This window comes from Janthinobacterium sp. 1L-D-8-B-C4, from assembly GCF_057291295.1.
Genome location: NZ_JBXAVX010000005.1, coordinates 1 through 25,480 on the forward strand (window position 1 = coordinate 1; position 25,480 = coordinate 25,480).

At 63.9% G+C, this 25,480-nt stretch carries 29 protein-coding genes; 14 read left to right on the forward strand and 15 right to left on the reverse strand.

Annotation, left to right across the window (positions count from 1 at the left end; translation table 11 throughout):
- Positions 1-148 precede the first annotated feature (148 nt).
- On the forward strand, positions 149-376 hold the full coding sequence (locus AC0Z42_RS10535) for a hypothetical protein (RefSeq protein WP_485468176.1): 228 nt from the start codon (positions 149-151) through the stop codon (positions 374-376).
- Here AC0Z42_RS10535 and AC0Z42_RS10540 read toward each other — a convergent pair whose 3' ends face one another.
- From AC0Z42_RS10540 to AC0Z42_RS10555, 4 genes are all read right to left on the reverse strand, one after another.
- Positions 377-700 (reverse strand): chaperone modulator CbpM, encoded by a 324-nt coding sequence (locus AC0Z42_RS10540; RefSeq protein WP_485468177.1) that lies wholly within the window; start codon positions 698-700, stop codon positions 377-379.
- Positions 701-714: 14 nt separating this feature from the next.
- A complete protein-coding gene (locus AC0Z42_RS10545; RefSeq protein ID WP_485468178.1) occupies positions 715-1,644 on the reverse strand; it encodes a DnaJ C-terminal domain-containing protein in 930 nt (309 codons plus the stop codon).
- Positions 1,645-1,745: 101 nt separating this feature from the next.
- Positions 1,746-2,393 carry a beta/gamma crystallin-related protein gene (locus tag AC0Z42_RS10550; RefSeq protein ID WP_485468179.1) on the reverse strand — a complete coding sequence of 216 codons (648 nt, stop codon included), beginning with the start codon at positions 2,391-2,393 and terminating at the stop codon, positions 1,746-1,748.
- Between the two features lie 146 nt (positions 2,394-2,539).
- On the reverse strand, positions 2,540-3,223 hold the full coding sequence (locus AC0Z42_RS10555; RefSeq protein ID WP_485468180.1) for a beta/gamma crystallin-related protein: 684 nt from the start codon (positions 3,221-3,223) through the stop codon (positions 2,540-2,542).
- 195 nt (positions 3,224-3,418) lie between these two features.
- Here AC0Z42_RS10555 and AC0Z42_RS10560 point away from each other — a divergent pair, with 195 nt between their 5' ends.
- The gene (locus AC0Z42_RS10560) at positions 3,419-4,813 is read left to right on the forward strand and encodes an MATE family efflux transporter (protein WP_485468181.1); all 1,395 of its coding nucleotides are present in this window, start codon (positions 3,419-3,421) and stop codon (positions 4,811-4,813) included.
- A gap of 146 nt (positions 4,814-4,959) precedes the next feature.
- Entirely contained in the window at positions 4,960-7,176 is a 2,217-nt protein-coding gene (locus AC0Z42_RS10565) for a S9 family peptidase (RefSeq protein ID WP_485468182.1), read from the forward strand.
- A gap of 70 nt (positions 7,177-7,246) precedes the next feature.
- Here the strand turns inward: AC0Z42_RS10565 and AC0Z42_RS10570 are convergent, their stop codons facing one another.
- Both AC0Z42_RS10570 and AC0Z42_RS10575 read right to left on the reverse strand, forming a co-directional pair.
- A complete protein-coding gene (locus AC0Z42_RS10570; protein WP_485468183.1) occupies positions 7,247-7,432 on the reverse strand; it encodes a CsbD family protein in 186 nt (61 codons plus the stop codon).
- Between the two features lie 155 nt (positions 7,433-7,587).
- Positions 7,588-8,226, reverse strand: a complete 639-nt coding sequence (locus AC0Z42_RS10575; protein WP_485468184.1) for a methyltransferase domain-containing protein — start codon at positions 8,224-8,226, stop codon at positions 7,588-7,590.
- Between the two features lie 79 nt (positions 8,227-8,305).
- Between AC0Z42_RS10575 and AC0Z42_RS10580 the strand changes: the two genes are divergently transcribed.
- Positions 8,306-8,707: a flagellar protein FliT gene (locus AC0Z42_RS10580; RefSeq protein WP_485468185.1), complete on the forward strand. Its 402-nt coding sequence runs from the start codon at positions 8,306-8,308 to the stop codon at positions 8,705-8,707.
- A 69-nt stretch (positions 8,708-8,776) separates the two neighbouring features.
- Here the strand turns inward: AC0Z42_RS10580 and AC0Z42_RS10585 are convergent, their stop codons facing one another.
- Positions 8,777-9,883, reverse strand: coding sequence for a type IV pilus assembly protein FimV (locus AC0Z42_RS10585; RefSeq protein WP_485468186.1), 1,107 nt, complete (start codon positions 9,881-9,883; stop codon positions 8,777-8,779).
- Positions 9,884-10,029: 146 nt separating this feature from the next.
- Here AC0Z42_RS10585 and fumC point away from each other — a divergent pair, with 146 nt between their 5' ends.
- From fumC to AC0Z42_RS10600, 3 genes are all read left to right on the forward strand, one after another.
- The gene (gene fumC, locus AC0Z42_RS10590; RefSeq protein ID WP_485468187.1) at positions 10,030-11,424 is read left to right on the forward strand and encodes a class II fumarate hydratase; all 1,395 of its coding nucleotides are present in this window, start codon (positions 10,030-10,032) and stop codon (positions 11,422-11,424) included.
- Between the two features lie 101 nt (positions 11,425-11,525).
- Positions 11,526-11,747 carry an RNA-binding S4 domain-containing protein gene (locus AC0Z42_RS10595; protein ID WP_065308061.1) on the forward strand — a complete coding sequence of 74 codons (222 nt, stop codon included), beginning with the start codon at positions 11,526-11,528 and terminating at the stop codon, positions 11,745-11,747.
- Between the two features lie 102 nt (positions 11,748-11,849).
- The gene (locus AC0Z42_RS10600) at positions 11,850-12,134 is read left to right on the forward strand and encodes a hypothetical protein (protein ID WP_485468188.1); all 285 of its coding nucleotides are present in this window, start codon (positions 11,850-11,852) and stop codon (positions 12,132-12,134) included.
- Here the strand turns inward: AC0Z42_RS10600 and bufB are convergent.
- The 8 genes from bufB to AC0Z42_RS10640 form a co-directional block, all read right to left on the reverse strand.
- Positions 12,128-13,780, reverse strand: coding sequence for an MNIO family bufferin maturase (gene bufB / locus AC0Z42_RS10605; RefSeq protein WP_485468189.1), 1,653 nt, complete (start codon positions 13,778-13,780; stop codon positions 12,128-12,130). The genes AC0Z42_RS10600 and bufB overlap by 7 nt on opposite strands.
- A 10-nt stretch (positions 13,781-13,790) precedes the next feature.
- Positions 13,791-14,099, reverse strand: a complete 309-nt coding sequence (locus AC0Z42_RS10610) for a BufA1 family periplasmic bufferin-type metallophore (protein WP_485468190.1) — start codon at positions 14,097-14,099, stop codon at positions 13,791-13,793.
- A gap of 128 nt (positions 14,100-14,227) precedes the next feature.
- Positions 14,228-14,428, reverse strand: coding sequence for a YjfB family protein (locus tag AC0Z42_RS10615; protein ID WP_436546813.1), 201 nt, complete (start codon positions 14,426-14,428; stop codon positions 14,228-14,230).
- A 62-nt stretch (positions 14,429-14,490) separates the two neighbouring features.
- On the reverse strand, positions 14,491-15,027 hold the full coding sequence (gene mobB, locus AC0Z42_RS10620) for a molybdopterin-guanine dinucleotide biosynthesis protein B (RefSeq protein WP_485468191.1): 537 nt from the start codon (positions 15,025-15,027) through the stop codon (positions 14,491-14,493).
- Between the two features lie 65 nt (positions 15,028-15,092).
- Positions 15,093-15,707 (reverse strand): general secretion pathway protein GspB, encoded by a 615-nt coding sequence (locus AC0Z42_RS10625; protein WP_485468192.1) that lies wholly within the window; start codon positions 15,705-15,707, stop codon positions 15,093-15,095.
- Complete coding sequence (locus tag AC0Z42_RS10630) at positions 15,707-17,338, reverse strand: ExeA family protein (RefSeq protein ID WP_485468193.1); 1,632 nt, start codon at positions 17,336-17,338, stop codon at positions 15,707-15,709. The genes AC0Z42_RS10625 and AC0Z42_RS10630 overlap by 1 nt, the downstream gene beginning before the upstream one ends.
- A gap of 56 nt (positions 17,339-17,394) precedes the next feature.
- A complete protein-coding gene (locus AC0Z42_RS10635; protein WP_485468194.1) occupies positions 17,395-17,898 on the reverse strand; it encodes a hypothetical protein in 504 nt (167 codons plus the stop codon).
- A gap of 209 nt (positions 17,899-18,107) precedes the next feature.
- Complete coding sequence (locus AC0Z42_RS10640; protein WP_485468195.1) at positions 18,108-18,392, reverse strand: hypothetical protein; 285 nt, start codon at positions 18,390-18,392, stop codon at positions 18,108-18,110.
- Between the two features lie 328 nt (positions 18,393-18,720).
- On the opposite strand from AC0Z42_RS10640, the gene AC0Z42_RS10645 reads away from it, so the two are divergent.
- From AC0Z42_RS10645 to AC0Z42_RS10675, 7 genes are all read left to right on the forward strand, one after another.
- Positions 18,721-19,599: a glucosamine kinase nucleotide-binding domain-containing protein gene (locus AC0Z42_RS10645; protein WP_485468196.1), complete on the forward strand. Its 879-nt coding sequence runs from the start codon at positions 18,721-18,723 to the stop codon at positions 19,597-19,599.
- Complete coding sequence (locus AC0Z42_RS10650) at positions 19,596-20,330, forward strand: GntR family transcriptional regulator (RefSeq protein WP_485468197.1); 735 nt, start codon at positions 19,596-19,598, stop codon at positions 20,328-20,330. The genes AC0Z42_RS10645 and AC0Z42_RS10650 overlap by 4 nt, the downstream gene beginning before the upstream one ends.
- Entirely contained in the window at positions 20,327-21,442 is a 1,116-nt protein-coding gene (nagA, locus tag AC0Z42_RS10655; RefSeq protein WP_485468198.1) for an N-acetylglucosamine-6-phosphate deacetylase, read from the forward strand. Before AC0Z42_RS10650 ends, nagA begins: the two co-directional genes overlap by 4 nt.
- Entirely contained in the window at positions 21,432-22,445 is a 1,014-nt protein-coding gene (locus AC0Z42_RS10660; RefSeq protein ID WP_485468199.1) for an SIS domain-containing protein, read from the forward strand. Before nagA ends, AC0Z42_RS10660 begins: the two co-directional genes overlap by 11 nt.
- Before the next feature lie 62 nt (positions 22,446-22,507).
- Complete coding sequence (locus tag AC0Z42_RS10665; protein ID WP_485468200.1) at positions 22,508-23,773, forward strand: ABC transporter substrate-binding protein; 1,266 nt, start codon at positions 22,508-22,510, stop codon at positions 23,771-23,773.
- The gene (locus AC0Z42_RS10670; RefSeq protein ID WP_485468201.1) at positions 23,770-24,639 is read left to right on the forward strand and encodes a carbohydrate ABC transporter permease; all 870 of its coding nucleotides are present in this window, start codon (positions 23,770-23,772) and stop codon (positions 24,637-24,639) included. The genes AC0Z42_RS10665 and AC0Z42_RS10670 overlap by 4 nt, the downstream gene beginning before the upstream one ends.
- A gap of 11 nt (positions 24,640-24,650) precedes the next feature.
- On the forward strand, positions 24,651-25,466 hold the full coding sequence (locus tag AC0Z42_RS10675) for a carbohydrate ABC transporter permease (protein WP_485468202.1): 816 nt from the start codon (positions 24,651-24,653) through the stop codon (positions 25,464-25,466).
- The last annotated feature ends 14 nt before the right edge of the window (positions 25,467-25,480 follow it).

The window sequence follows — 25,480 nt, forward strand, 5'->3', positions numbered from 1 at the left end:
ATTGCACGCTCCAGTTGGTGGCGGTGCAATCATCATAAAAGGTGTTACCCATGTCTCCCGACAAGTGTTACCTATGTGTCCCGGCTATACACCCTGAGGGTCCGACCCCAGCCTCTCGCGGGCTCAACGTTCAACAGCAAGGAAAACCATGTCCACCCTCGACGATTTCGTCAACAAGCAAAAACCAGGCGCGCGCTTTGTCATCACGGCGCCGATGCTGCGCATGACGCCGCAGCAGTTCGACAGCGTGGCGCAGGAATGGATGGAAGACGGCGGGCCCGGCTTCGATATCGCCGGCATCCCGCACCGCGTGGTGATCGACGGCCAGTTTTATATCGCGCGCATCACCGTACAGCGGCACGCCGAATACGAATAGTCACTCCACGCCCAGCACGTGCAGGCGCCGCCGCAGGCGCGCCACTTCTTCCGACAGATCGACCACCAGCGCCGCCAGGTCGGCGTTCGCGTCGAACACGGCTTCGATCTCGCGCAGGCGGCGCGCGCGCACCAGGTCGGCGCTGGTAAAGCGCCAGCCGGTGGCCTGTACCGGCGGCGGACCGCCATGCAGCAGCACGCCGGTCTGCACGCGCTGCACCACCCAGTCGGGTTCTACGGCGCAGGCGCGCGCCAGTTCTTCCAGGCTCAGGGCCGTGTCTTCCAGCAGTACGCCGATCACATTGGTGGTCGCGAGGTTTGCCATGCGGTTTGTCATGATCATGCTCCCAGCTTCTGGCGCGGATTGAAGGCCATCTCGCGCGCCATGGTTTCATACAGTGCACGCGCTTTTGCGTCGTGCGCGGGCGGCAGCACCACTTCCAGCAGCAGATACAAATCGCCTGGCTGGGCGGCGGGAATGCCGCGCCCTTTCAGGCGCAGCTTGCGCCCCGTTTGCGAATCGGGCGGCACCGTCACCGACACCGTGCCCGAGGGCGTGGGCACGTCGATCGCGCCACCGAGCGCAGCTTCCCATGGCGTGACCGGCACGGTTTCGAACACGTCGCGCCCTTCCACCTTGTAGCGCGCGTCGGTTTCAAAACGGATTTCCAGGTACAGGTCGCCGGCCGGCGCGCCGCCGCTGCCGGGATTGCCCTGGCCCTTCATGCGCAGCTGCTGGCCCTCCGTCACGCCTTTCGGGATCGTCACTTCCAGCGTGCGCTCGCGCGTGACAACACGGCCCTGCGCATCGGCTTCGGGCACGCGCATGACGATGGTGCGCGTGGCGCCGTGGTAGCTGTCGCGCAGGGCGATGGTGATGGCCGCATGGCTGTCGTCGCCCTGCATCTGGAAGTTGCTGTTGGCGCGGCGCCGTCCGCCCACGTGGGCGAACAGGTCGGCAAAAAAATCGTTGTCGTCAGTGCTTGATGATTCGAAGCCCGCGCCCCAGTCGGGCGGTGGCCGGAAACCGCCGCCAGCCGCGCCGCCTTGGGCGCCCTGGCGGCCAAGGTCGTCATAAGCGGCGCGCTTCTCGGCGTCGCCCAGCACGCCATAGGCTTCGTTCAGGGCCTTGGTGCGCTGGTCGGCATCGACTTCCTTGCTGACGTCGGGATGGTATTTGCGCACCAGCTTGCGGTACGCCTTCTTGATGTCGGCCTCGCTGGCCGACTTGTCGACCCCGAGTTCCTTGTAGTAGTCCTTGTAGTCCACCGTGCATGCTCCCCGTGGTTGAATCGTCAGGAAAGATTACACGAATTGAACCGGGCATGCAGTACGTCTGCATGCCCGCTTCAGCGCCAAGTCAAGGATTGTTAACGTGCGCGGCGGATCGAGGAAAGTTTGCGGTCCAGGCTGCCGTCGATGCGGGCGTACTGGCCCGGCCCCATCACCACACAGCGGCCGCGGAAGTTGGCGTCGGCGCAGAATTCCCAGCGGCCGTAGTTGATGACGATGGACTGGGCGCGGTCATTGAAGCGGTAGCGGTTCAGGTCATTGACTTCATTGTCCAGGCGTACCGGCTGGCCGCGCATGCCGGCGTCCGGGAACAACAGCACGGCGCCGTTGTTGTCAGGGCGACCGCCACCGCCGTGGCCGGGGCGCCCCGGCTCGGGACGGCCCGGACCATTGTCGCCACGGCGCACTTCGCGCGCCGAGGAGATGGAATCGTTCATGCCTTGCATGCTGGCGTAGCGGCCCGGCTGCAGCGTGCGGCAGCTGTTGCGGAAGTCCGCGTCCTTGCATACTTCCCAGGTACCCGAGCGCACCAAGATGCTCGAAGTCTTGTCGTTGAAGTCGAGGCGCGACAAATCCCTGACGTCGGAGCGCACGCTGACCGAGCGGCCACGGAAATTATCGTCCTGGAACAGGGTCATCTCGCCCGCGCTGGCGGCGGCGTGGGCAAAGATGGTGGTGGCGCACAACAGCGCGTAGATTGTTTTTGATTTGATCGATGTTGACATGACAGGCTCCATTGATTGCATGAGCACCAGTGTAGTCTGGCGCAGCGGCGGCGAGTGTAACAAATGGCAAGCAAATGTCAGCGCACGACTGGACATGAAAAAAGCCGCCTGGCAGGCGGCTTTGCACGAGAGCGCGGCGAAAACGATCAGCGCACGCGGCGCAGCGACGAAATCTTGTTATCGAGCGCGTTCAGGCGCGCGTATTGTCCCGGCCCGATCACTTCGCAGCGGCCGCGGAAGTTCGAATCGCTGCACACTTCCCACTGCCCTTCGTTGACAACGATGGAGCCGGCGCGGTCATTGAAGTTATAGCGTACCAGGTCTTCCGTGTTACGGTCGATCGCCACGGGTTCGCCGCGCAGGTTCGCATCGGGGAACAGCAGAACCGCACTGCGCTGCTGCTGGCCATACTGCTGGTGACGACCGTCGTCGCGCCACTCATTGCGTCCATCGTTGCGGTCATCGTTGCGCCAGTCATTGCGGCTATCATTGCGGCCATCGTTGCGTCTATCATTGCGGCCCACCTCGCGCACCGACGAAATGGCGTCGTTCATGCCCGGCATGGAACGATATTCGCCCGGTGTCAGCGTCTTGCAGCTGCCGCGAAAGCCGGAATCCGTACACACATCCCACGTGCCCGAACGCACCATGATGCTCGATGCCTTGTCGTTGAAACCGACGCGCGACAGGTCATCGGTGGTGTCGCGCACGGTCACGGCGCGGCCGCGGAAGTTATCGTCTTCGAACAGGGTCAGTTCGCCGGCACTGGCAGCTGCATGGGTGAAAAAGGCGGCTGCGCACATCAGGGCGTGGGTAAGCGGGCGGTTCATGGGGGGTCTCCAGTGGTTGTCAATGCGACTATCCGGAAGTGTAGCCGTCCGGCGAAAAAACGGTGTAACAAAATATGCGAAAAACACCATCAATTGTTACCAAAGGAAATAGACGGCAAGACAAGGCGGCCGGACAAGCGCTAGGATTATCAGTAGAATCGCAGGTTCGACTCAGCCAGCACCTGCTTTTACCCCATGCCCCACACTACTTCGTTTACCGTTCCCGCTATCCGCCAGGAAGTTTCCTCCCTCTGGAAACTGGCCTGGCCGATCCTGATCGGCCAACTGGCCACGGTCGGCATGGGCGCGGCCGACGTCGCGATGACGGGCCACACCACGCCCGACGAGCTGGCGGCGGTTTCCCTGGGCGCGGCCATCTGGTCGATCGTGCTGGTCACCGTGAGCGGCATCATGATGGCGACCAATACCCTGGTGGCGCATGAAATTGGCGCCGCGCGCCACCACCAGGTGCCGCATATCGTGCGCCAGTCGCTATGGAAGGCGCTGGCGGTCGGCCTGGTGGCGTGCCTGCTGACCAATATGGCGGCGCTGGTGTTCGACCACCTGATGCTCGAACCGTATGTGGCGGGCAAGGCCAAGCTGTTCGTGCACATCATCAGCTGCGCGCTGCCGGCGTTTGCCGCCTACCGCGCGCTGTATGGCTACAGCACCAGCATCAACCAGACCAAGCCGGTAATGGTGATCGCGCTGGCAGCGCTGGCGCTCAATATCTTCGTCAACTACCTGCTGATCTACGGCCACTGGGGCATGCCGAAGCTGGGCGGCATCGGCTGCGCGGTGGCCACCACCTGTTGCGTGTGGATGATGCTGCTGGCGATGCTGGCCTGGATCCGGTTCGCGCCGGCCTACCGCGCCACTTATCCGTTCACCCACTGGGAGTGGCCGCAAGCGTCGGCCATCGGTCCCATGCTGCGCCTGGGCCTGCCGATCGGCGTGACCTATTTCGCCGAGGTCAGCGCGTTTGGCGTGATCAGCCTGCTGGTGGCGCGCTTTGGCGTGGTGCAGGTATCGGCGCATCAGATCGCCCTCAATTTTTCGTCCGTCGTGTTCATGGTGCCTTTGACCTTCGGTATCGCGCTCGTCACGCGCGTCGGCCACGCCGTGGGCGAAGCAAACCTGCGCCGCGCGCGCTTCATTTCCTGGGTCGGCGTGGCCATGTCGCTGACGGCGGCCATCGTCTCGGCCGCCTGCATCACGCTGTTTCGCCACCAGATCGCGCAGGCCTATACGTCGGACCCGCAAGTGCAGGCGCTGTGCGCGCAGCTGCTGCTGTTTGCCGCCCTGTTTCAACTGTCCGACGCGACCCAGGTTGCCACCTCGTGCGCGATTCGCGGCTACAAGGTCACGCGCCAGCCGATGCTGATCCAGCTGCTGGCTTTCTGGGGCTTTTCGCTGCCGATCGGTTATGTGCTGGGCCTGGCGCCGCAAGGCTTCATCTGGTCACCAAGCGCGCCGATGGCTGCCGCCGGCTTCTGGATCGGCCTGGTCACGGGGCTGACGGTGGCGGCCGTGCTGCTGACCTGGTACCTGAACCGGCTGTCGCTGCAAAGGCTGCAAGGCGCCGTATAAAACACGGAATATTCACAGGATATGCCGAAGGAAAGCGTGCAATCGGCGGCGTATTCCGTGGCCTTCCCTATCGCATTGCACGCCGCGCTCTGGTATTGTTTGCCGTCAAGAATTACCTTGACCTCTTTCACATCACCGAGACATCCATGCGTTTTATTCTCTGTTTTCTGGCCGCCATGGCCAGCGTTCCCGCTGCGGCTGAAAAGCTGACGCTCGAGCGCATCCACGCCGACCCGGCGCTGGCCGGCCCCGGCGTGCGCAACCTGAAGGTATCGCCCGACGGCGAGCGCGTCACGTTCCTGCGCGGACGCGCCGACAACCAGTTCCAGCTCGACCTGTGGGAATTCAAGCTGAAAGACAAGAGCACGCACCGCCTGGTCGACTCCAAGGCGCTGGTGCCCAATGAAACCATCTCGCCGGCCGAACAGGCGCGCCGCGAACGCGAACGCACGGCCAGCCTGAACGGCATCCTCAGTTACAGCTGGTCGCCGGACGGCAAGCAGCTGCTGGTACCGCTGGCCGGCAATCTGTACCTGGTCGACGCGGCCCATCCGGACAAGGCGCGCCTGGTCGCCAAGGGCAATGTGCTCGACCCGAAGATTTCGCCCAAGGGCCGCTATCTCTCCTTTGTGCGCGAACAGAACCTGTATGTGATCGACCTGAAAACCGGCCAGGAACGCCAGCTGACCAGCGACGGCAAGGACACCATCCACAACGGCGAAGCCGAATTCGTGGCGCAGGAAGAAATGGGCCAGCGCACCGGCTACTACTGGGCGCCGGACGACAGTGCGATCGCCTACAAACGCTACGATGAAGCGCCGGTGCCGGTGGTGCGCCGCTTCGAGATCTTCGCCGACCGCACCGACGTGGTGGAACAGCGCTACCCTGCCGCCGGCGACGCCAACGTGCTGGTGCAGCTCAAAATCGTCTCGCCGGAAACCGGCGTGCAGCGCCAGGTCGACCTGGGCAGCAATCCCGACATCTACCTGGTGCGCGCCGACTGGAGCTTTGATGGCAAAGCGCTGCTGTACCAGCGCCAGTCGCGCGACCAGAAGACCTTGGACCTGGTCTCGGTCGATGCCGCCACGCTGGCGCAGCGCACGGTGCTGACGGAAACGGCGAAGACCTGGGTCAGCATCCATGACGACCTGCGCTTCCTGGCCGATGGCAAATCGTTTTTGTGGTCATCCGAGCGCAGCGGCCGCAACCACCTGTATCTGTATGACATGAGCGGCAAGCTGCTGCATCCGGTCACCTCGGGTGAATGGGGCATCGACAGCGTGCTGGCGGTGAATGAAAAAGCCGGCAAGGTGTATGTGGCCTCGAACCGCGACGCGGTGATCGACAAGCAGACCTACGCGCTGGCGCTCGACGGCAGCACCGCCGACAAGCCGCAGCGCGTGACGAAAGCGGACGGCTGGCACGACACCACGTTCGCACGCAATGGCGCGGTGTTTGTCGACACGTATTCCGATCCGGCCACGCCGCCGCAAGTGAGCATCCGCCGCCCCGACGGCGCAATGGTGGGATGGCTGGAAGAAAACGCCCTGAACGCCAGCCACCCGTATGGCAAGTACAAGGCTGATCATTTGCCGACCGAATACGGCAGCATCAAGTCCGAAGATGGTCAACTGCTCTATTACTCGCTGGTGAAGCCGTCGAACTTCGATGCATCGAAGCGTTATCCGGTATTCCTGTCGACCTATGGCGGCCCGCACTCGCAGCACGTGGCTCGCCGCTGGGGCAACAACTTCGACCAGTACATGGCGCAGCAGGGCTTTGTAGTGTTCCGCCTGGATAACCGAGGCTCCTCGCGCCGCGAGCGCGCATTTACCGATGCAATCTACCATAACCTGGGCAAGGCCGAAGTGGCCGACCAACTGGCCGGCATCGCCTGGCTGGGCCAGCAAAGCTTTGTCGACGCCAGGCGCATCGGCGTATTCGGCTGGAGCTATGGCGGCTTCATGAGCTTGCGTTTGCTGTCGGCAGCATCCGACAAGATCGCCGCCGGCGTCTCGGTTGCGCCGGTAACCGACTGGTCGCTGTACGACACCCACTACACCGAACAATTCCTCGGCATGCCGAAGGAAAACGTGGAAGGCTACAAGGACAGCACCGTGTTTGCGCATCTGGACGGTTTGAGCTCGCCGCTGCTGCTGGTGCACGGCATGGCCGACGATAATGTGCTGTTTTCGAACAGCACGCGTCTGATCGACGCACTGGTCAACCGTGGCGTGCAGTTCGACCTGATGACGTATCCGGGCGCCAAGCACGGCATCTCGTCGCGCGCCGGCCAGCGCCATGTGTACGCGAAGATCGCCGCTTTCTTCAAGAAGAACCTGAAAGTGGACGACGCGAAATAAAAGCGCCTGCCCAATGAAAAACCGCCGCCGGTCTTGCGACCGGCGGCGGTTTTTTACTTGGTGCGAGCGATTATGGCTTGCGCGTCACGGTTTCAACCGCATCTTTCACGTCGCCAACTTTCTTCTGCACTTTGCCTTCGACCTGGTTAGCCAGGCCCTTGGCTTGCTGTTCTTCGCTGCCAACGGCTTTGCCAGCCGTTTCCTGGATTTTACCGCCGACTTCTTTCAGTTTGCCTTCGACTTGATCTTTGTTCATGATAAATCCTCACTGTAGTTGGTCCATCTGTTGTCCGGCCCAGGGCCGGTACTGCGGCTCACACGCTGCGTTTTGCTTGCTGCGTGTCGATGAGTCCATACTACGCCTGAGGTGTCAAAAACTATGTACGGTTCCTAACACATGGGAAAATATTGCTATCTTTCACTATCCTTGCGCCAGACGGTGGCCAGCCACGGCTGCTGCTCACGCGGCAGGCCCGGCGGCCGGTAATAATGGTCGAGCAGGACGAAGCCGGCCGCCTGCACGTGATCCGTCCAGGTGTCGAGGTCGTAATAGCTACCATAGCGCGCGCCATTCCAGCCTTCCTGGTTGTTCCCGCGCGGATTTGAACTGAACAGCACGCCGCCCGGTTTCAGACAGCCATGCAGGGCGCGCAGCACGCCGGGCAAGGCGCTGCTGGGCACGTGGAACAGCACGGCGTTGGCAAACACGCCGTCAAAACGGTCGGCGGGCAAGTCCAGGTCGAGAAAATCCTGCTGCCAGACGGTGCAGCCGCTATACGCGTGCGCCATCTCGACAAAGCGGGCGGAACCATCGACGCCGGTGGCATGGTGGCCCAGCTCCGTAAATGCCTTCAGGTCGCGCCCGGGACCGCAGCCCAGGTCGAGAATCTCGAACGGCGCCGCACTGCCGATGGCGTTCAGCAGCGCGGTCATGTTCTGGCGCACGTCATGCTCGCGCGTGCCTTCGAAGAACTGCTCCGCGCTGGCGTCGTAATGGTCCAGGGTGCGGCGGGTAATGGCATGCAGGGGGTCGTGTGGAGTATCGGTCATGGTGGCGCTTCCGTCAAAGATGCCGCCATTTTAGACGCTCGCCAGTATTCATGCGGGTTTGCGGGCAGTTTGAGAAAAGTTGAAAATTATTTTGAATTATTTTCAAAAAAAGCCTCAAGTTCTGGCTCAGGCCGCCGTTAATCTAGACAAGCGTAAAACCATTGATAAAAATACAGGTGTGCTCATGAACTCCAACGATGTGCTTTCGATGTATGAAAATATTGCCACTTTGACCAATCAGATGGTCGCGGCCGCACGTTCGGAAGACTGGGATCGCTTGAGCGCGCTGGAAAATCAATGCGCCAGCGCAGCCAGCGCCACCCTGGTCGGCGCCGTGCCTGCCCTGTCCGGATCCCCGCGCGCGCGCAAGTTCGACCTGATCAAGCAGATCCTGGCCAATGACCGCGCCATCTGCAATATCACCGAACCATGGATGGCGCAGTTATCCAGGACCATGCCGGCGCCACGCGCGCACCGATAAAACATCTGGTCAGAAGTCGACGGCGCCTGCGGGCGCTTTTTTTACGTCCACAGCAGGCGGCCCGCCGCGTTAGCGCGAGAAAGGCTCGGGTTCCGACGCCAATGCCGGCTCGTCGCGCTCAGTCACCGTATCGCCAGGCGGCACCACCGGCGCCGGCTTGCGGCGAAACGGCTTGCGCAGCAAGACCCAGTATTTCGATGGCGGCCTGGCGCCTGCCTCCGCACGGCCCTTGCGCTTGCGAACGATATACACGATGACGGCCGTCGCCAGCAAGAACAGTAAAGTCCCCAGCCCCAGCCACCACAGGCCATTGCCGCCGGCTTTCTTTTCCGCCGCCGCGGCCTTCGCCTTGACATGCGGCGCGACTGCAGCGGCTGGCGCAGCGGGAGCGGCAGCAACAGGCGCGGCCAGCGCCTGCTGCAGCGCCGAAACCTTGCCTTCGAGCACACCAATCTTCTCATTCAAGGCCGTGTTTTGCCGATCCAGCGCCACGCACGCTGCGGCCGGCTCACCCGCCGCTTGCGGCGCGCAGGCGGCCACCGGCAGCGGCACGCGGCGCAACGGCGGCGGCGCGGCAGGCACGAATGCCGGCTTCGGCGCCACCGGTGGCGCAACAAATACGACCGGCGGGCGCAGCATGCCCTCGGCGCGGGCGCGCGCCGCCAGGGCGGCAGCGTCCGGTACCGCGACAGGTTTGGACACAATGACCGGCGCGGCGGCTTGCGGCACCACCTTGGGTGCGGGCGCTGGCACGGGGACAGGCGCTGGCACGGGCGGCGCCGGCGTCAGCCAGACAGTGGCCAGCCGCACAATGCCACGGCTGCCATTGCCCAGCATTAAATACACATGTACATGGCCGGCATTGATCGCTTGCCGCGTACTGAGGTGGACAAAGCGCCGGCCATCGCGCTCCACCTGGCTGATGGCCAGGGTTTGCAAGGCGGCGTCCATGCTGATGCCGCCGCCTTCGTAGACATTATTCGACGCCAGGCGCACCGGCAAGCCCTGCAACTCGTCGGGCGCCAGCGCCGTCAATTCGATATCGGCCGACAAGGGCTGGCCCACGTGCGATTGCACGCTGATTTCACCCAGCTCGGCCGCAAACGCGGCCGGCATGGCCAGGCAGGCGGTGGCGCACAGGATGGCGGTCCAGCGGGAAAAGACTATGCTCGGCATGAAATGATCGCTTTGACAACTGGAACAAAGGGTAACGTAACTTGTTAACGGCAGGAAATTGAAAAAATATAGGCACAAGCGGGCGCGCGGTGCGTTTTTGACGCCTGGAGTACACTCGATCCATCCCCAGCCATGAAAGGAATGCCATGAGCAGCAGAATCGAACGCGACAGTTTCGGCCCGATCGACGTACCCGCCGGTCAATTGTGGGGAGCGCAGACCCAGCGCTCGCTCGAGCACTTCCATATTTCCACGGAAAAGATGCCGCCCGAACTGATCGCCGCGCTGGCCACCGTCAAGCGCGCAGCCGCCCACGTCAACCTGGGCCTCGGTTTGCTCGGTGGCGACAAGGCCGTCGCCATTACCCAGGCGGCCGACGAGGTACTGGCCGGCAAGCATGCGACCGAGTTTCCACTGGCCGTCTGGCAGACCGGCTCCGGCACGCAAAGCAATATGAACATGAACGAAGTACTGGCCAACCGAGGCTCGGAACTGATGGGCGGCCTGCGCGGCGCCGAGCGCCTGCTGCACCCGAACGACGACGTCAACCTGGGCCAGTCCTCGAACGATATCTTCCCCACCGCCATCCATGTGGCCGCCGCGCTGGCCGTCGCCAACACGGTATTGCCGCCGCTGCGCCAGCTGCGCGCCACCCTGGAGGCGAAGTCCAACGCTTTTGCCGACATCGTCAAGATCGGCCGCACCCATTTGCAGGACGCCACGCCATTGACCCTGGGCCAGGAATTCTCGGGCTACGCGGCCCAGCTGGAATTTGCCGAGCACATCATCGAGGCTTCGCTGCCGCCACTGCTGCAACTGGCCGCCGGCGGCACGGCCGTGGGTACGGGCTTGAACGCCCACGTTGAATTTGCCGACCGCATCGCCGCCGAGCTGGCGCGCCTGACGCACCAGCCGTTTGCCAGCGCCAGCAACAAGTTCGCCGCCCTGGCCGCCCACGATGCGCTGGTGGCCGCCCATGGCGCGCTGAAAACCCTGGCCACCGCGCTGATGAAGATCGCCAACGACGTGCGCTGGATGGCCTCCGGCCCCCGCTCGGGCCTCGGTGAAATCACGATACCCGAAAACGAACCGGGCAGCTCCATCATGCCGGGCAAGGTCAATCCGACCCAGTGCGAAGCGCTGACCATGCTGTGCTGCCAGGTGTTCGGCAACGACGTCGCCATCACGGTCGGTGGCGCCTCGGGCAATTTCGAGCTGAACGTGTTCAAGCCACTGATCGCGCACAATTTCCTGCAAAGCGCGCGCCTGCTGGGTGACGGCATGCGCAGCTTTGACGAGCATTGCGCGCATGGCATCGAACCGAATCGCGAGCGTATCGCCGAACTGATGGAGCGCTCGCTGATGCTGGTGACGGCGCTGGCGCCGCATATCGGCTATGACCGCGCGGCGCAGATCGCCAAACAGGCGCAGCACGAAGGCACTACTTTGAAAGAAGCGGCATTGGGCCTCGGTTTCGTGACCGAAGAGCAATTTTCGGAGTGGATTGTACCGCTGGACATGACGCGTCCGAACAAAAGTTAAGGCCACTTCCGCATGTCTGGTTGCAACCATGTAAACTAGCTGTTTGGCCCGGCTACCGGGCTGCACAGTGTTGAAAACACATTATTGCGATTGAGGATAGAATGCAAAAAGTAAGCTTTGATTTGACATCCGAGTTCGTCGAGCTGAACCAGCTGCTCAAGCTGGTCGGCTTGTGCGACAGCGGCGGCGCAGGCAAGGTCATGGTCGACAGCGGCGTGGTCAAGGTCGACGGCAAGAAGGAATTGCGCAAGACTGCCAAGATCCGCGCCGGCCAGGTGGTCAGCGTGGCCGATATCCGCATTACCGTGGTGGCACCCGCCTGAGGCTGCTGTAGCGCGTTCCTGTGCCAGATCAAAACCTGCCCGGCTGGTTTGCCTATGTTTATATTATTGCCATATATTCATCAACAAGCGGAAAGGACAGACATGGACAATACCGAGCACGACACGCGCAGCCAGCAGCGATTGATCGCCGACTTGCGCCAGGTCATAGAAAACGCGGAAGACCTGCTGCGCACCACCGACAAATACACCAGCACCTTGTACCAGGGTGCGCGCGCCAAGCTGGAAGTGGCGCTGGTGGCGGCCACCGCCGAACTGGCGCACTTCGAAGACGAACAACTGGCGCGCATGATGGAAGCGACGCTGGCGGCCAATACGGCATGCCGCGACCAGACCGGCGAAGCGCGTATCCTGCGCGCCTTTCAATAGCACTGTTCAGGAGCGAGCACTGCTGTCAGCACGGCATGCTCCAGCCACAGGCGCAATTGCCCGCCGAGGTAGAAATCCGCATCGATCCCGAAGGCGGCATCGAGCGCTGCGCCAAAACTTTCCCCTTGCATCAGCAACAATAGCGCCGCATGCGCGGCTGCATCTTGCGCCAGCACTTGCGCCTGCCACTGCGGCCGGCACACGAGCGCATGGCTGGCAACAGCCATCTGCTGCGGGAATGCGCCATTTTCTTGCTGATGCGCCTGCCATAGCGCCACCACCTGCCAATCGGAACGGATCAGCGCGCAAGCCGGATGCACGGCAAAGCGGCAGGCTTCCAGCTGTTCCGGCGCCAGGCAGGCCAGCGCGTCAAACGGCAACCCTGGCGCGTCCGGCGCGTAATGGGCCAGGTGCAGCTCCCATTCCAGGCGCGCCATGTCGGGCAGGTAAGGCAGTGATGCGGCAGGCGGGAAATCAGCCAGGAAAGCGGCAAAGCCGTCGCCGAACCGGTTCAGGTCGGCATCCTGCGAAGGCTGGCACCGGCCATATTCGCGCGCCAGTCCGGCAAAAAACTCCTCGCCCACCAGCGCCAGCAGCACCGGATACACCTGGCCCAGCACGCGGCGCCAGGTGGCGCTCATATTGCCCCGATACAAGCCCAGGCGTTCCTCGGCCAGCGGGCCCCGAAACAGATTCACAGCGCCGGCCGCCTGCTTCATATCGACCAGCGCGTCGGCAAATAGTTGTTGGGTACGCGCCAGTTGCCGGCCTGGCGGCGACGCCATCACAGTGCAGACAGCGCCGCGCCATGGCGCAGCTTCATGATGGCGCTGCTGCATGGCGCGCGCCCGGTCGGCCTCTGCCAGTAAAATGGAAAGCTCCGGCAGGTCGGTGTCCCATTCGACCAGGGTCGGCATCCGTCCAAAGCGCTGCACGGCCGCGTCGTACAAGGCCCATACGGGTTCGGCCACGGTGGCGCCGTGGTGGTCGATCACCGCGCGCGGCGTCACCAGGTGGCCGCCCAGGTGCATTTCGCCAACGATACCGACGGGAATGTCCAGCAAGGCAGCCAGCGCGTCTTCGCCGTGGTTGCATTGGTTGACATACAGGTTATTGATATCGAGCAGCAGGCCGCAGCCGCTGCGGCGCGCCAGCTCGGTCAGGAACTGCGCTTCGCTCATGGCGTCCGCGTGAAAACGCAGGCTGGTCGACACATTTTCCAGCAGAATCGGCCGGCGCAAGGCATCTTGCACCCGCCCTACCCTGGCGCACAGCAGATCCAGCGCTGCCCGGTCCAGTGTCAGCGGCAGCAGATCGTTCAGTTGCCGCCCCGCCACCGCACCCCAGCACAGATGTTCGGACACCAGCGCCGGTTCGATGCGTTCGGCCAGCCGCCGCACCCGTTCCAGGTGCGATTCGGAAAAACCGTGCGCCGACCCCAGGCCAAGGCCCACGCCGTGCAGGCTCAGCGCGTAATCCTGGCGCAGGGTCTGCAGCACATGCCAGTCGCGGCCCGCGCAAGCGAGGTAATTTTCGGTATGCACTTCCAGCCAGTCCACGCGTGGCCGGCCGTCAAGAAAATCGCGGTAATGCGCGGCACGCAGGCCGACGCCCACGCCGGCCAACGCATGGACGGGATGCGTCATGACTTCGGGATTATGACTGCGGCTTGACCGGCGGCGCGGCTTTTTTTGCCAACTTGACAGGCTTCAAGGTGCCGCCCGCCTGCTCGCACGTGCCTTTGGCAACATAAGCCCATTCGGTCGGCAGATTGTCGCTGACGGCCTGGCCAGCGCACGAGTGGGCGCCGTCGGACGAGGCGCAGTCATTCTGCCCTGCCTTGGCCACGCCATAGCATTTTTCCTTGTCGCCGGCGGCCGGCGCATCGTGGGCGGCGGCACTGGCAACGGAACTGGCGCAGAGACCGGCCAGGGCGGCGGCAACGAGGGCGTGACGTTTGTTCATGGAAGTCTTTCGTAAAATAAGCGGTATCCGATTTTACGCTGTCGCAGAAAAAGAAGGGAAGACCCTGCATGCAGACAAACGCCGCCGCCAGAACGGCGGCGGCGTGAACAGGCCATGCCTGTCAGGAATCAGGCCGTCGTATTGATGCGGTTGCCCAGGTGCGAAGGCAGGCTCGGCGCGGCCGGCACCGGCGGCAAGGCCTCGATCAGGGCAGTCGCGGTCGAGCTTTGGATGTCCTGGGCTTTCTTCAGGACGGCCATGCCCACGGCTTGACGGGTGCCGGTCTCGGCCATCGTGGTTGACAGTTGTGCGATGCTTCCGACGTCCATAAGTCTCTCCATCCATTAAAGGTCTACCAGGATTAACGGCCAGCCGGCGAAATACTTTAGCGCTATTTTTCCAGCCGCTGCAGCAACCAGCTTAGCACGCCTGCGCGATCATTCAAGTCCAGCCAGGCGACGCCGTCGCGCAGGTCGGGCGGCGCCGGCGCGTCCGAGGCCACGGCGATCACGGTCACGTCGTGCGGGAACAGAGGCGCTTGCCCTACTTCGTGGCGAAACACTTCCAGCTTGGCGATGGGGTCGGTCTTGAAACCCTCCACCAGGGTCAGGTCGGCAGGACCCATGCGGGCCAGTTGCTGCGACAAGGTCGGTTCGGGCGCGCCGCGCAGCTCATGCACGATGGCAAAACGATACGGCGAGGCCACCAGCACTTCGGCCGCGCCGGCCATGCGCAGGCGGGCGCTGTCCTTTTGTGGCGGCTCCAGCGCCAGGTCATGATGGCTGTGCTTGATCAGGTTCACGCGCAAGCCGCGCGCCGCCATTTCCTGCACCACATATTCCAGCAAAGTGGTCTTGCCGCTGCCGGAACGGCCCACCACGCCCAGTACCGGGTGGGCAGGCGCGAACGCGGTTGTCGCATGGTCCATCGTGTTGTTCCTTCCGTGAGATCGCCGCATTATACCGGCCATGCCATGGGCAACCAGGCAATCGCTCAGTACGGCACGCGGTAACGGTAGCCCTTGAAGCTGAAGATGGCCGCCTTCGGCTGGAGTTTTTCCAGCACCAGTCCCGGCGCCACTTCCTCGCCCTCGTGGCGCAGTACCTTGTCGATCAGCAGCAGGCGATCGGCCGGATCCTTCGAATAGATATAGCCGCCCAGCACAATCGGCGCAATCTGCCGCTGTATCGGTTCGGGCAGGTCGCGCAAGCCGGGAATGACTTCTTCGGATGGCAACGTTACCGGGACCGGGACCGGGGCCGGGGCCGGCGCGGCGGGTGGCGTGACGGTCTTGACCACCGGCGGCGGCACTGTCTTGACGACCGCTGGCACCGGCAAGGGCGCAATGACCGGGACCGGGGCCGGGGCCGCAGCAACCGGCGCCACTGCAGCAACCGGCGCCGGCGCAACGTTTGTCGTCGCCGGCCACCACCACCAGGCGGCAGCCACCGCGCAGGCGGCGCCCAGTCCCAGCCACAGCGGCAACCGCCGCTTGCCGCTTGTATCGGGCGCCGGCTGCAGCTGCACTTGCGGCGCATGGATGGACGGCAATGCACCGAGCTGGCGTTCGGCTTGCGATTTTTTCAGTGCTTCAAGAATATACGACATTATTTCCCCGCCACGGTGGCCACGGCAGGCAGGGCCACCGCTGGAGGCGCGCCCGACAGGCGCGGCTCCGTGTTGTCGCCCAGCTGCATCAGGCGCATGAAGGTTTTCGGTCCCGCCAGGCCATCGGCCTTCAGGTTCTGGCTGTGCTGGAACTCGCGCAGCAAACGCTGCATGTCCGTGTCCAGCGGCAGGTTGGCGGCAGGCGCAGGCAAGCCATGCAACTGCGCCAGACGCGCCGCCAGCCAGTCCACGTCCGGGCCACGCGCCCCCGCCGGCACTTCATCGCGCCAGTTGCGCGGCGCGCGCCAGAAGGTGACGAAATCGCCATCGCTGCGCTGCGCCAGCTCAGCCACCGCCATGATGGCCGGCTTGCCATCGATCTGCACGCTGGCCGTTTCGCCCTGCACTTTGGCCAGCAGCGCCAGCTGCTCACCGGCACCGTCTTTGCCGCGCAAGACCAGCATGGCGGGACGGTCGAGCACGCGCAATTCGGCCACGCCGCCACGGCTTTGCAGGCAGCGCAGGCCGGTGCGGGCAGCCGCCTGGCAAGCGTCGCCGGCAGGCAAGTGTTCGCCCCACAGCGCGGCCAGCTGGCGCAGCACGGCATCGCGGTCCAGTACGACGGTAGCCGGGACCGGAACCGGGGCCGGCACAGATGCAGCGGGCGCAGGTTTGCTGACAGCCACCACCGGCGCGGCAGTTTGCTTGACCGGCATGAAATGCCAGGCCAGCGCGCCCGTGATCACGGCGCCGGCCAGCACGCCGCCAGCCAGCTGCGGCCAGCGCAAGCCGTTTGCTGCGGCCGGTGCGGCGCTGCCCGCCTCGGCAAACACTTCGGCCGCCGCGCGGCGCAGGATCTGGCGCGTCACTTGCGGCTGGTTTTCAACATAGGCGCCCAGCAGCGCACGGTCGCACAGCAGGTTGATGCGGCGCGGCACGCCGTGGCTGAGCTTGTGTATCTGCGCCATCAGGCGCGGCCCGAACGGCGCACGCGCAGTGCTGCCGGCCACCGCCAGGCGATGGTGGATATAGCTGGCCGTCTCCGGCGCCGACAGCGAACCCAGGTGATAGCGCGCAATCACGCGCTGCGCCAGCTGCTCCAGTTCGGCCCTGGCCAGCATGGCGCGCAGTTCGGGTTGGCCGATCAGGATGATCTGCAGCAGCTTGCGCTCGCTCGTTTCCAGGTTGGTCAGCAGGCGCAACTGTTCCAGCACCTCGGCCGACAGGTTCTGCGCTTCGTCGATGATCAGCACATTGTTCTTGCCCTGCGCGTGGCTGGCCAGCAAGTGCGCATTGATGGCGTCGACATAGCCCTTGACGCTGGTGCTGCCCGCCGGCGGCGCGATGCGGAATTCTTCGCAGATCGACAGCAGCAATTCCTCGACCGACAGCTTGGGATTGAAGATATAGGCCAGCTGGCAATTGTCGGGAATCTGCTCCATGAAGCAGCGGCAGACGGTAGTCTTGCCGGCGCCGATTTCGCCCGTCAGCAACACAAACCCGCCGCCGCTGCCCACGCCATACAGCAGGTGGGCCAGCGCTTCGCGGTGGCGCTCGCTCATGAACAGGTAGCGGGGATCGGGGGCGATCGAAAACGGCGATTGCTTGAGCTGGAAATATTGCGTGTACATGGAGACCCTGCGGTGGGACGATCAAAATGCGCCAAAACGATTGCACATTGCCATGTTCAGCGGGTTTGCGCCGGCGGCAATGGCTTGTACTTGGCGCAATAGACTTTGGCCTTGGTGCGAAAGTAGACGATTTTACTGCCTGGCACCGAGCCACGGACAGGATAGGCGGAATAATCGAGTTTGTCGAAGCGCAGGCCGGACGCGGCGCGGATGGCCGGCTCGAGTTTTTCCGGCGTGCTATCGGCCACCACGCCCATGAAGACCAGTGGACTGGTGTCGTCGCTGACGATCACGTCCGTCACCGGCGCCCCCCACAGCACGGCGTCGGTGCGGAACCAGTAGGCGCCGCCCTCATGCTTGTAGGCCGGGCCGAAGGCCGTCAGCAGATACGAATAAAACGATTTGTTGTCGATCTGGTCGAGGCAGAGCACGGCATTGCCCACCACCTGGCCGAAGGTCGATGGCGGCGGCTTGGGTTGCGCCTGCGCCACCATGACCGGCAGCAGCGCCGCCAGCACGGCCAGCGGCCGCCAGGCGGGGAGCAAGCGGTGCGCGCGCATGCCTAGTGCTTGCGCTCTTCTTTCTTGACCTTCTTTGCTTCTTTCTTTTCCTTCATGGTCTTTGCCGGTTCCTTCTTGGCTTCCTTCTTGCTGTCTTGTGCCTTGCTCATGGTGTGCTCCGTACGTGGGCGGGGATGCCTCGGGCATTATGACACCGCGCCGTGGAAATCGCCGTATAAATAAGCGGCCGCGCGAGGCGGCCGGTTTGATCAGTGCAGGCAGAGGCGGCGCTTGGTCTTTTCGATCAGCGCCGTATCGTAGGGATACAGGTTTTCGATAAAGAACAATTCCGTTTCCGCCTCGTCTTCCAGGCACATCGCGATCATCACCTCGCCATCGCTTTCGCGGCCCAGGAAATCCTTGGGCCAGCGGTTCTTGCGATGCGTGCGCATCATTTCCATGCCCAGCGCCGCCAGGGGCTTTGAGACGCCGGCGGCCAGCGCCGCTTGCTGCCAGTCATCCCAATAGTCGCTTTTTGCTGCCTTGTCGTTCATGTGCTCTTCCAGCTTCAGATGTAAAAGGCGGACTGTACTCCGGACGGCCCGCCGTGCCAAGCAGGTATTTGCGCCTGGCGCACTGCCATCGAGTTTGCGCGGTGAAAAGTGGACTTGAACAAGTCCACATCAATACCATTTTTAACCACAGTATAAACCTTTAATAAACAATAACTTAACGCAACCAAAGCGAAAACCGGAAACGCAGAATACAATACCACTTAAATACCTGTTGACAGCATCCCGCGCCAACCCTATAGTGCTTTCAGCTTTTTCGCCGCCCACAAAACAACAAGGGCAGGCACCATCCACCATGGCCGGACCACACATGATCGAATACATAATTGGCGTCGACGGCGGCGGCAGCGGCACCCGGGTACGCCTGGCGCGGCCCGACGGGCAGGAACTGGCACAAGGGCACGCCGGCCCGTCCGGCCTCGGGCACGGCATCGAACACGCCTGGAGCTCGGTGGCGCAGGCCGCCAGCCTGGCGTTTGACGCGGCAGGCCTGGCGCAACCGCCTTTGCAGCACCTGGCCATCGGCCTGGGGCTGGCAGGCGTGCACAACAGACAGTGGGCCGCCAGCTTTGTCGAACACAATCCCGGCTATGCCCACGTGGCGCTGGAGTCCGACGCCCTGACCACCCTGCTGGGCGCCCATGGCGGCCAGGCGGGCGCCATCGTGGCGATCGGCACCGGCAGCGTGGGCGAAGTGCTGCATGCCGATGGCAGCCGCCGCGAAGTGGGCGGCTGGGGCTTTCCCTCCGGCGACGAAGCGGGCGGTGCCTGGATCGGCATGCGCGCGGTCAACCATGCGCAGCAGGCCGTCGACGGCCGCGTACCCGCCAGCGACTTTTCCAAGGCCATCGTCGACGCCTGCGGCGGCCACCGCGACGCCATGCAGGCCTGGCTGGCGGCCGCCACGCAAACAACTTATGCGCAACTGGCGCGGGTGGTGCTGGCACACGCCGCCAGCGACGCGGTGGCGCATGGCTTGCTGATGGAGGCGGGCCGGCAGGTCGCGCTGATCGCCAGCGCGCTTGATCCGCACGGCAGCTTGCCGGTGGCGCTGTGCGGCGGCCTGGCCGCGCCTCTGCGCGCCTGGCTGCCAGACACCCTGCTGCAAAAAGTCGTGCCGGCGCAGGGCGATTCGGCGGCGGGCGCCCTGCGCCTGATACGCCAGCGCCTGGCCGGCCAGCCATCATGATGAGCTCCCTGGCGGCCTTCAAGCCCGAACCCGACAGCGATACGCCGCTGTATCTGCAGCTGGCCAACATGCTGTCGGACGGCATCGCCGGCGGCGAATGGCGCGCCAACCAGGCGCTGCCCTCGGAACGGGTACTGTCGGACATGGTGGCCGTGTCGCGCGTGACGGCGCGCAAGGCGATCGACATGCTGTGCGAGCGCGGCATGCTGACCAGGAAGCGCGGCTCGGGCACCTATATCACGCCCAAGCTGGAGCAGCCGCTGTCGCGCCTGACCAGCTTTTCGGAAGAACTGCGCCAGCGCGGCTTCACGGCCGGCTCGCGCTGGCTGCAGCGCGATATCGGCACGGCCGCGCCGCTGGAACTGCTGTCGCTGGGGCTGTCGCCGCATATGCCGGTGGCGCGCCTGCGCCGTTTGCGCACGGCCGACGACGTGGTGATGGCGATCGAAACGACCACCATCCCGCTGCAGTACATGCCCGATCCGCAGCAGGTAAACGACAGCCTGTACGGCTACCTGGAAGCGCGCGGCGCGATCCCGATGCGCGCGCTGCAGCATATCCGCGCCGTCAATGCCAGCGCGGAACAGGCCAGGCTGGCGCAAATCAAGGAGGGTGAGGCCATGCTGCACATCACCCGTGTCAGTTATCTCGACAACGGCGCGGCGGTGGAACTGACCCACTCTTATTGCCGCAGTGATTATTATGAATTCGTAGCGGAGTCACGCAGATGAGCAGTACTACTATCCAAGGCAATATCCTTACCCCTGCCGGCTGGGTCCACGGCGCGATCGCATTCGGCGAACGCGTGACCGGCGTCACAGGTGCCTCGGGCCACCCGTCACAGAACGGCGACGACTATATCCTGCCCGGCTTTATCGACCTGCACGTGCATGGCGGCGGTGGCCACGACATCATGGAAGGCGGCGAGGCAGTGCACGCGATTGCCGCGATCCATGCGCGCCACGGCACCACCAGCCTGCTGGCCACCACCATGACGGCGCCGCCCGAAGACATCGACATGGCGCTCACCGCCATCGGCGCGGCGGCAAAAAACCGCCGGCCCAATGCGGCGCGCGTGCTGGGCGCCCACCTGGAAGGCCCTTACATCAATTCGGGCAAGCTCGGCGCGCAACCGAACTACGCGCGCGCCGCCACCCTGGCTGAAATCGAACGGCTGGAAACCCTGGCGCAGCTGCGCGTGATCACGGTGGCGCCGGAAATCGCCGGCCACCTGGACCTGGTGCGCCAATTGGCGGACCGTGGCGTGCGCGTGCAGATCGGCCATACGCTGGGATCGTATGAAGACGGCGTCGCCGCGCTCGAACACGGCGCCTCGGGCTTCACCCACCTGTTCAACGCCATGAGCGGCCTGCACCACCGCGAGCCGGGCATGGTCGGTGCCGCCCTGGCCCATGCGCAGTACGCCGAACTGATACCCGACCTGCTGCACGTGCATCCGGGCGCCATCAAGACGGCGCTGCGCGCGATTCCGCACCTGTATTGCGTGACCGATTCGACCTCCGCCACCGGCATGCCGGACGGCGAATACATGCTGGGCCGCCACGTGGTGCAAAAGTGCATGGGCGGCGTGCGCCTGCCCGACGGCACCCTGGCGGGCAGCACATTGACCCTCGACCAGGCGCTGCGCAACCTGGTGGGGCTGGGGCTGGACCTGGCCGACGCCTCGCGCCGCGTCTCGACCAATGCCGCCGATTACCTGGGCCTGCAAGAACGCGGCCGGCTGGCCCCCGGCACTTACGCCGATCTGGTCGTGCTCGACCGCGATCTCAACCTCAAAGCTGTATATATAGAAGGAGAACTCTGTGACCTCAATGATGCTTGAAGAAGCCGTTTCCGCCGCCGAATGCGTCGCCCTGCAACTGGCCAGCGACGGCGAGCGCTACGCGGAACTGGGCCGCAAATTGAGGAGCACGCAGTTCTCCACCGCGCTGACGATTGCGCGCGGCAGCTCGGACCACGCCTGCAACTACGTGGCCTACCTGATCATGGCGCGCCTGGGCCGCGTGGTGGCCTCGCTGCCGATGTCGCTGGTGACCCTCAACAAGTCGCCCCTGAAAACGCGCGACACGCTGGCCATCTCGATCTCGCAATCGGGCCAGAGCCCGGACGTGGTCGAACCGATCAAGTACTTCCGCGACGGCGGCGCCACCACCGTGGCGCTGGTCAACGATATCGACTCGCCGCTGGCGCACGCCGCCGAATGGGCGATGCCGCTACGGGCAGGCAAGGAAAAAAGCGTGGCCGCCACCAAGAGCTTCATCACCAGCCTGGTGGCCGGCGCGCGCATGGTGGCGCAGTGGCAGAACGATCCTGAACTGCTGGCAGGTCTGGAGGCGCTGCCCGAAGCGCTGCTGGGCGCCACCCGCGTCGACTGGTCGCCAGCGGTCGACGTGCTGGCGCCTGCCCGCAACATCATGGTGGTCGGACGCGGCATCAGCTTCCCGGTGGCGCTGGAATCGGCACTGAAATTCAAGGAAACCTCGGCCCTGCAGGCCGAAGCGTTCAGCGGCGCCGAGATCAAGCACGGCCCGATGGCGCTGATCGAGGACGGCTATCCGCTGCTGATCTTCGCCACCCGCGGACCGACCCAGGCCGGCCTGCTGCAGCTGGCGCTTGACATGCGCGGTCGCGGCGCGAAAGTGCTGCTGGCGGCACCCGACGATGTGGCGGAACGCGACCTGACCCTGCCCGTGGCCGCCACGCCGGACCTGGACCCGATCGTTGCGATCCAGTCGTTCTACGTGATGGCGGCCCAGTTGGCGGCGGCGCGCGGCATGGACCCGGATGCTCCACGGCATTTGAGCAAGGTTACCAAGACCAACTAAGCACTACTTTCATGGACCCGGACGCAGAGCCGGGCCAGGTTTCAGTGGGCAGGATAATAAAAATGATCAAGAGACTGTTGGCGGCACTGGCATGCGCGGCCCTGCTGCCGCACGCCCACGCCGTGGAAAACCTCGAATTCTGGACCTTCGGCATGAAGCCCCGCTTCACGCCCTATTTCAATGCGACCGTGGCGCGTTATGAAGCGCAGAATCCGGGCGTGAGGATCGAGTGGATCGATTTTCCGTGGGACGTGATCCAGACCAAGCTGGTCACGCGCATCGTGGCCGGCACGCCGCCGGCACTGGTCAGCCTGAACGTGCCCTGGGCCGACGAATATGCGCGCGATGGCCTGCTGATCCCCGTCGATGGTTTGTTGAAAGAAGCGCGCGCCAGCTATTTGCCGTCTGCCCTGGCTGACCTGCGCTTTGGCGGGCATACCTATGGTTTCCCGCTGTATAGCAATGTGGCGGTGATCGCCTTCAATACCGCCATTTTCAGGCAGGCAGGGCTCACGCGCGGCCCCGCCAGCCTCGACGAACAGCTGGCCTTTGCGCGCCAGATCGCGCAAAAGACCGGCAAGGCCGGCCTGGCCCCGGCGCTGTCGAAAATCGACGGCCTGTTCCTGCAGCAGGGCCTGGCGGTGATTGCCAACCACCGCGCCGTATTCAATTCGCCGCAGCACGTGGCGCTGGTGCAAAAGCTGGCCGACACCTACAAGGTCGGCGGCCTGCTGAAGGAAAGCCTGTTTGCCGAAGACAATTTCCCGGCCGTGATCGACGCCTACAAGGGTGGCCGCCTGGGCATGCTGCTGGCGCCGCCGACCGCCATGCAGCGCATCCGCGGCGACGCCAAGGACATCTACGCCATCACCGACGTGGCGCCCGCTCCCCTGGGCCCGACCGGCATTGCCGACGGCGGCTGGCTGGTGCACTTCGCCATCCCGAAAGGCGTGCCGGCGCGCCTGCTGCCGGCAGTCGGCAAGTTCGCCCGTTTCCTGACCAATGACGACAACCAGCTGGCCTTTGCACGCCAGGCCAGCGTGTTTCCCACCACCGTGAAAGCGGCGGGCGATCGGTTTTTCCTGGCCACGCCCGCCAACGCAGGCGCGGCCGAAAAAGCCGTGGCCGCCGGCGCCCTGTCGATGCATCACTCGCGCACCCTGTACGTGGCCGGCATCGACGACTACGACGAATTGCGCCGCTCGCTGGTCAAAGCCGTGGAAGCGGGCGTCACCGGCAAGCAGGATGTACGGCAGGCGCTGGACCAGGCAGCCGCCATCTGGAACCGCAAGCTGGCCACCCTGCCGCGCCATGGGGAGCCGCGATGAGCGCACCCGGCCGCCGCACCTTGCAAGCCTGGCTGTTTCTCGCGCCGGCCCTGCTGCTGCTGGCCGCCTTTTCCTTCTGGCCGGTCGGCTACGGTTCGGTGCTGGCGTTTACCGACTACAGCCTGATACGCGAGACGCGCTTTGTCGGTCTCGACAACTTCCGCTACATCTTCAACAACGAGATGTTCGTCACCGGCCTGCAAAACTCCGTGGTGTTCCTGCTGATGGTGCCCTTCGTGCAGGTAGGTGCGATGGTGCTGGCGGTGCTGGTCAACAACCGCCTGCCCGGCATCCGCCTGTTTCGCGCCGCCTTTTACGTGCCGGTGGTGACCACCGTGTCGGTGGTCGGCATCATGTGGGGCTTCATGTTCCACGAACAGGGCGCGCTCAACTACGTGATGATGACATTGAGGCTGGTGAACGCGCCGGTTGGCTGGCTCAGCAACGACAGCCTGGCGCTGTTTGCGGTGATGTTCGTCACGCTGTGGCGCGGCCTGGGCTGGTATATGGTGATGTATTTGGCTGCCCTGCAATCGATACCGTCGGAGATGCAGGAAGCGGCCATCCTCGACGGCGCCAACCGCTGGCAGCGCTTCTGGAAGATCACCGTGCCGATGCTGCGCCCGACCATCATGTTGTGCACGATATTGTCGGTGCTGGCCGCCCTGAAGGCCTATCAGGAAGTCGACGTTCTGACCCAGGGCGGGCCGATGAATTCCACTTTTACTGCCCTGTACTACGCCTACGACCAGGGCCTGAAGCACCTGAAGCTGCCGCGCGCGCTGGCCGCCAGCTTTGTCGTGTCGCTGCTGTGCATCGGCATCGCGCTCTTGTGCCTGCGCTACCTGAAACCGAAACACCGCTGATGGGAGCGTCCTTGAAAAAACGTCTGCAACTGTTAAGTCATTACGGCGTGCTGTGCGCGATTGCCGTGGTCTGCGTGTTTCCGTTCTGGTGGACGCTGGTGACCGCGATTTCCACCGAAGGCAATATCTTTGCGTTTCCGCCCACCTTCTGGCCGAAGTCGCCCTCGCTGGAGAACTTCATCGAAGTGTTCCGCGCGATTCCGGTCTGGTCCTTCTTCAGGAATTCGGTGCTGATCGCCGTGTTCACCGTGTTCTGGAAGCTGCTGCTTTGTTCGATGGCGGCGTATCCGCTGGCGCGGCTGAAATTTCGTGGCCGCAAGCTGGTGTTCGGCCTGATCCTGGCCACGCTGGTGCTGCCGTCGGAAGTCAACTTCCTGGTCAACTTCATCACCATCACTCACTTGAGCCTGGTCGACACCTATACCGGCGTGATCCTGCCCAATGTGGTCACCGCCGTGGCCATCCTGCTGCTCAAGCAGGCGTTCGAGGAAGTGCCGCAGGACCTGATCGACGCGGCCAGGGTCGACGGCGCCTCCGAATGGATCATCTTCAGCCGCATCATGCTGCCCTTGATCACGCCATGGCTGGCGACGGTGGGCATCCTGACGGCGGTCGAATCGTGGAACGACTATATCTGGCCGTCTATCGTGATGAGCAAGCCCGATGAATTTCCGCTGTCGGTGGGCGTGCTGTATTTGCGCGGCACCTTCGGCAGCAGCACCCGCGTGATCGCCGCCGGCACCCTGATCACCATCGTGCCGACCCTGCTGGCATTCCTGTTCACCCAGCGCTTCTTCATGCGCGGCATGGATGGCGCCGTCAAATGACACCCTTGCATACC

What these genes read in the sequence shown, in the direction of transcription:
- AC0Z42_RS10570 (WP_485468183.1), bottom strand. Translation starts at nt 7,432, where the DNA reads ATGAACAAAGATCAAGTCGAAGGCAAACTGAAAGAAGTCGGCGGTAAA.
- AC0Z42_RS10565 (WP_485468182.1), top strand. Translation starts at nt 4,960, where the DNA reads ATGCGTTTTATTCTCTGTTTTCTGGCCGCCATGGCCAGCGTTCCCGCT.
- AC0Z42_RS10600 (WP_485468188.1), top strand. Translation starts at nt 11,850, where the DNA reads ATGGACAATACCGAGCACGACACGCGCAGCCAGCAGCGATTGATCGCC.
- AC0Z42_RS10660 (WP_485468199.1), top strand. Translation starts at nt 21,432, where the DNA reads ATGATGCTTGAAGAAGCCGTTTCCGCCGCCGAATGCGTCGCCCTGCAA.
- AC0Z42_RS10535 (WP_485468176.1), top strand. Translation starts at nt 149, where the DNA reads ATGTCCACCCTCGACGATTTCGTCAACAAGCAAAAACCAGGCGCGCGC.
- AC0Z42_RS10665 (WP_485468200.1), top strand. Translation starts at nt 22,508, where the DNA reads ATGATCAAGAGACTGTTGGCGGCACTGGCATGCGCGGCCCTGCTGCCG.
- AC0Z42_RS10610 (WP_485468190.1), bottom strand. Translation starts at nt 14,099, where the DNA reads ATGAACAAACGTCACGCCCTCGTTGCCGCCGCCCTGGCCGGTCTCTGC.
- AC0Z42_RS10550 (WP_485468179.1), bottom strand. Translation starts at nt 2,393, where the DNA reads ATGTCAACATCGATCAAATCAAAAACAATCTACGCGCTGTTGTGCGCC.
- AC0Z42_RS10670 (WP_485468201.1), top strand. Translation starts at nt 23,770, where the DNA reads ATGAGCGCACCCGGCCGCCGCACCTTGCAAGCCTGGCTGTTTCTCGCG.
- AC0Z42_RS10595 (WP_065308061.1), top strand. Translation starts at nt 11,526, where the DNA reads ATGCAAAAAGTAAGCTTTGATTTGACATCCGAGTTCGTCGAGCTGAAC.
- AC0Z42_RS10630 (WP_485468193.1), bottom strand. Translation starts at nt 17,338, where the DNA reads ATGTACACGCAATATTTCCAGCTCAAGCAATCGCCGTTTTCGATCGCC.
- AC0Z42_RS10555 (WP_485468180.1), bottom strand. Translation starts at nt 3,223, where the DNA reads ATGAACCGCCCGCTTACCCACGCCCTGATGTGCGCAGCCGCCTTTTTC.
- AC0Z42_RS10540 (WP_485468177.1), bottom strand. Translation starts at nt 700, where the DNA reads ATGGCAAACCTCGCGACCACCAATGTGATCGGCGTACTGCTGGAAGAC.
- AC0Z42_RS10635 (WP_485468194.1), bottom strand. Translation starts at nt 17,898, where the DNA reads ATGCGCGCGCACCGCTTGCTCCCCGCCTGGCGGCCGCTGGCCGTGCTG.
- AC0Z42_RS10645 (WP_485468196.1), top strand. Translation starts at nt 18,721, where the DNA reads ATGATCGAATACATAATTGGCGTCGACGGCGGCGGCAGCGGCACCCGG.
- AC0Z42_RS10575 (WP_485468184.1), bottom strand. Translation starts at nt 8,226, where the DNA reads ATGACCGATACTCCACACGACCCCCTGCATGCCATTACCCGCCGCACC.
- AC0Z42_RS10640 (WP_485468195.1), bottom strand. Translation starts at nt 18,392, where the DNA reads ATGAACGACAAGGCAGCAAAAAGCGACTATTGGGATGACTGGCAGCAA.
- nagA (WP_485468198.1), top strand. Translation starts at nt 20,327, where the DNA reads ATGAGCAGTACTACTATCCAAGGCAATATCCTTACCCCTGCCGGCTGG.
- AC0Z42_RS10585 (WP_485468186.1), bottom strand. Translation starts at nt 9,883, where the DNA reads ATGCCGAGCATAGTCTTTTCCCGCTGGACCGCCATCCTGTGCGCCACC.
- AC0Z42_RS10650 (WP_485468197.1), top strand. Translation starts at nt 19,596, where the DNA reads ATGATGAGCTCCCTGGCGGCCTTCAAGCCCGAACCCGACAGCGATACG.
- AC0Z42_RS10560 (WP_485468181.1), top strand. Translation starts at nt 3,419, where the DNA reads ATGCCCCACACTACTTCGTTTACCGTTCCCGCTATCCGCCAGGAAGTT.
- AC0Z42_RS10625 (WP_485468192.1), bottom strand. Translation starts at nt 15,707, where the DNA reads ATGTCGTATATTCTTGAAGCACTGAAAAAATCGCAAGCCGAACGCCAG.
- fumC (WP_485468187.1), top strand. Translation starts at nt 10,030, where the DNA reads ATGAGCAGCAGAATCGAACGCGACAGTTTCGGCCCGATCGACGTACCC.
- bufB (WP_485468189.1), bottom strand. Translation starts at nt 13,780, where the DNA reads ATGACGCATCCCGTCCATGCGTTGGCCGGCGTGGGCGTCGGCCTGCGT.
- AC0Z42_RS10615 (WP_436546813.1), bottom strand. Translation starts at nt 14,428, where the DNA reads ATGGACGTCGGAAGCATCGCACAACTGTCAACCACGATGGCCGAGACC.
- mobB (WP_485468191.1), bottom strand. Translation starts at nt 15,027, where the DNA reads ATGGACCATGCGACAACCGCGTTCGCGCCTGCCCACCCGGTACTGGGC.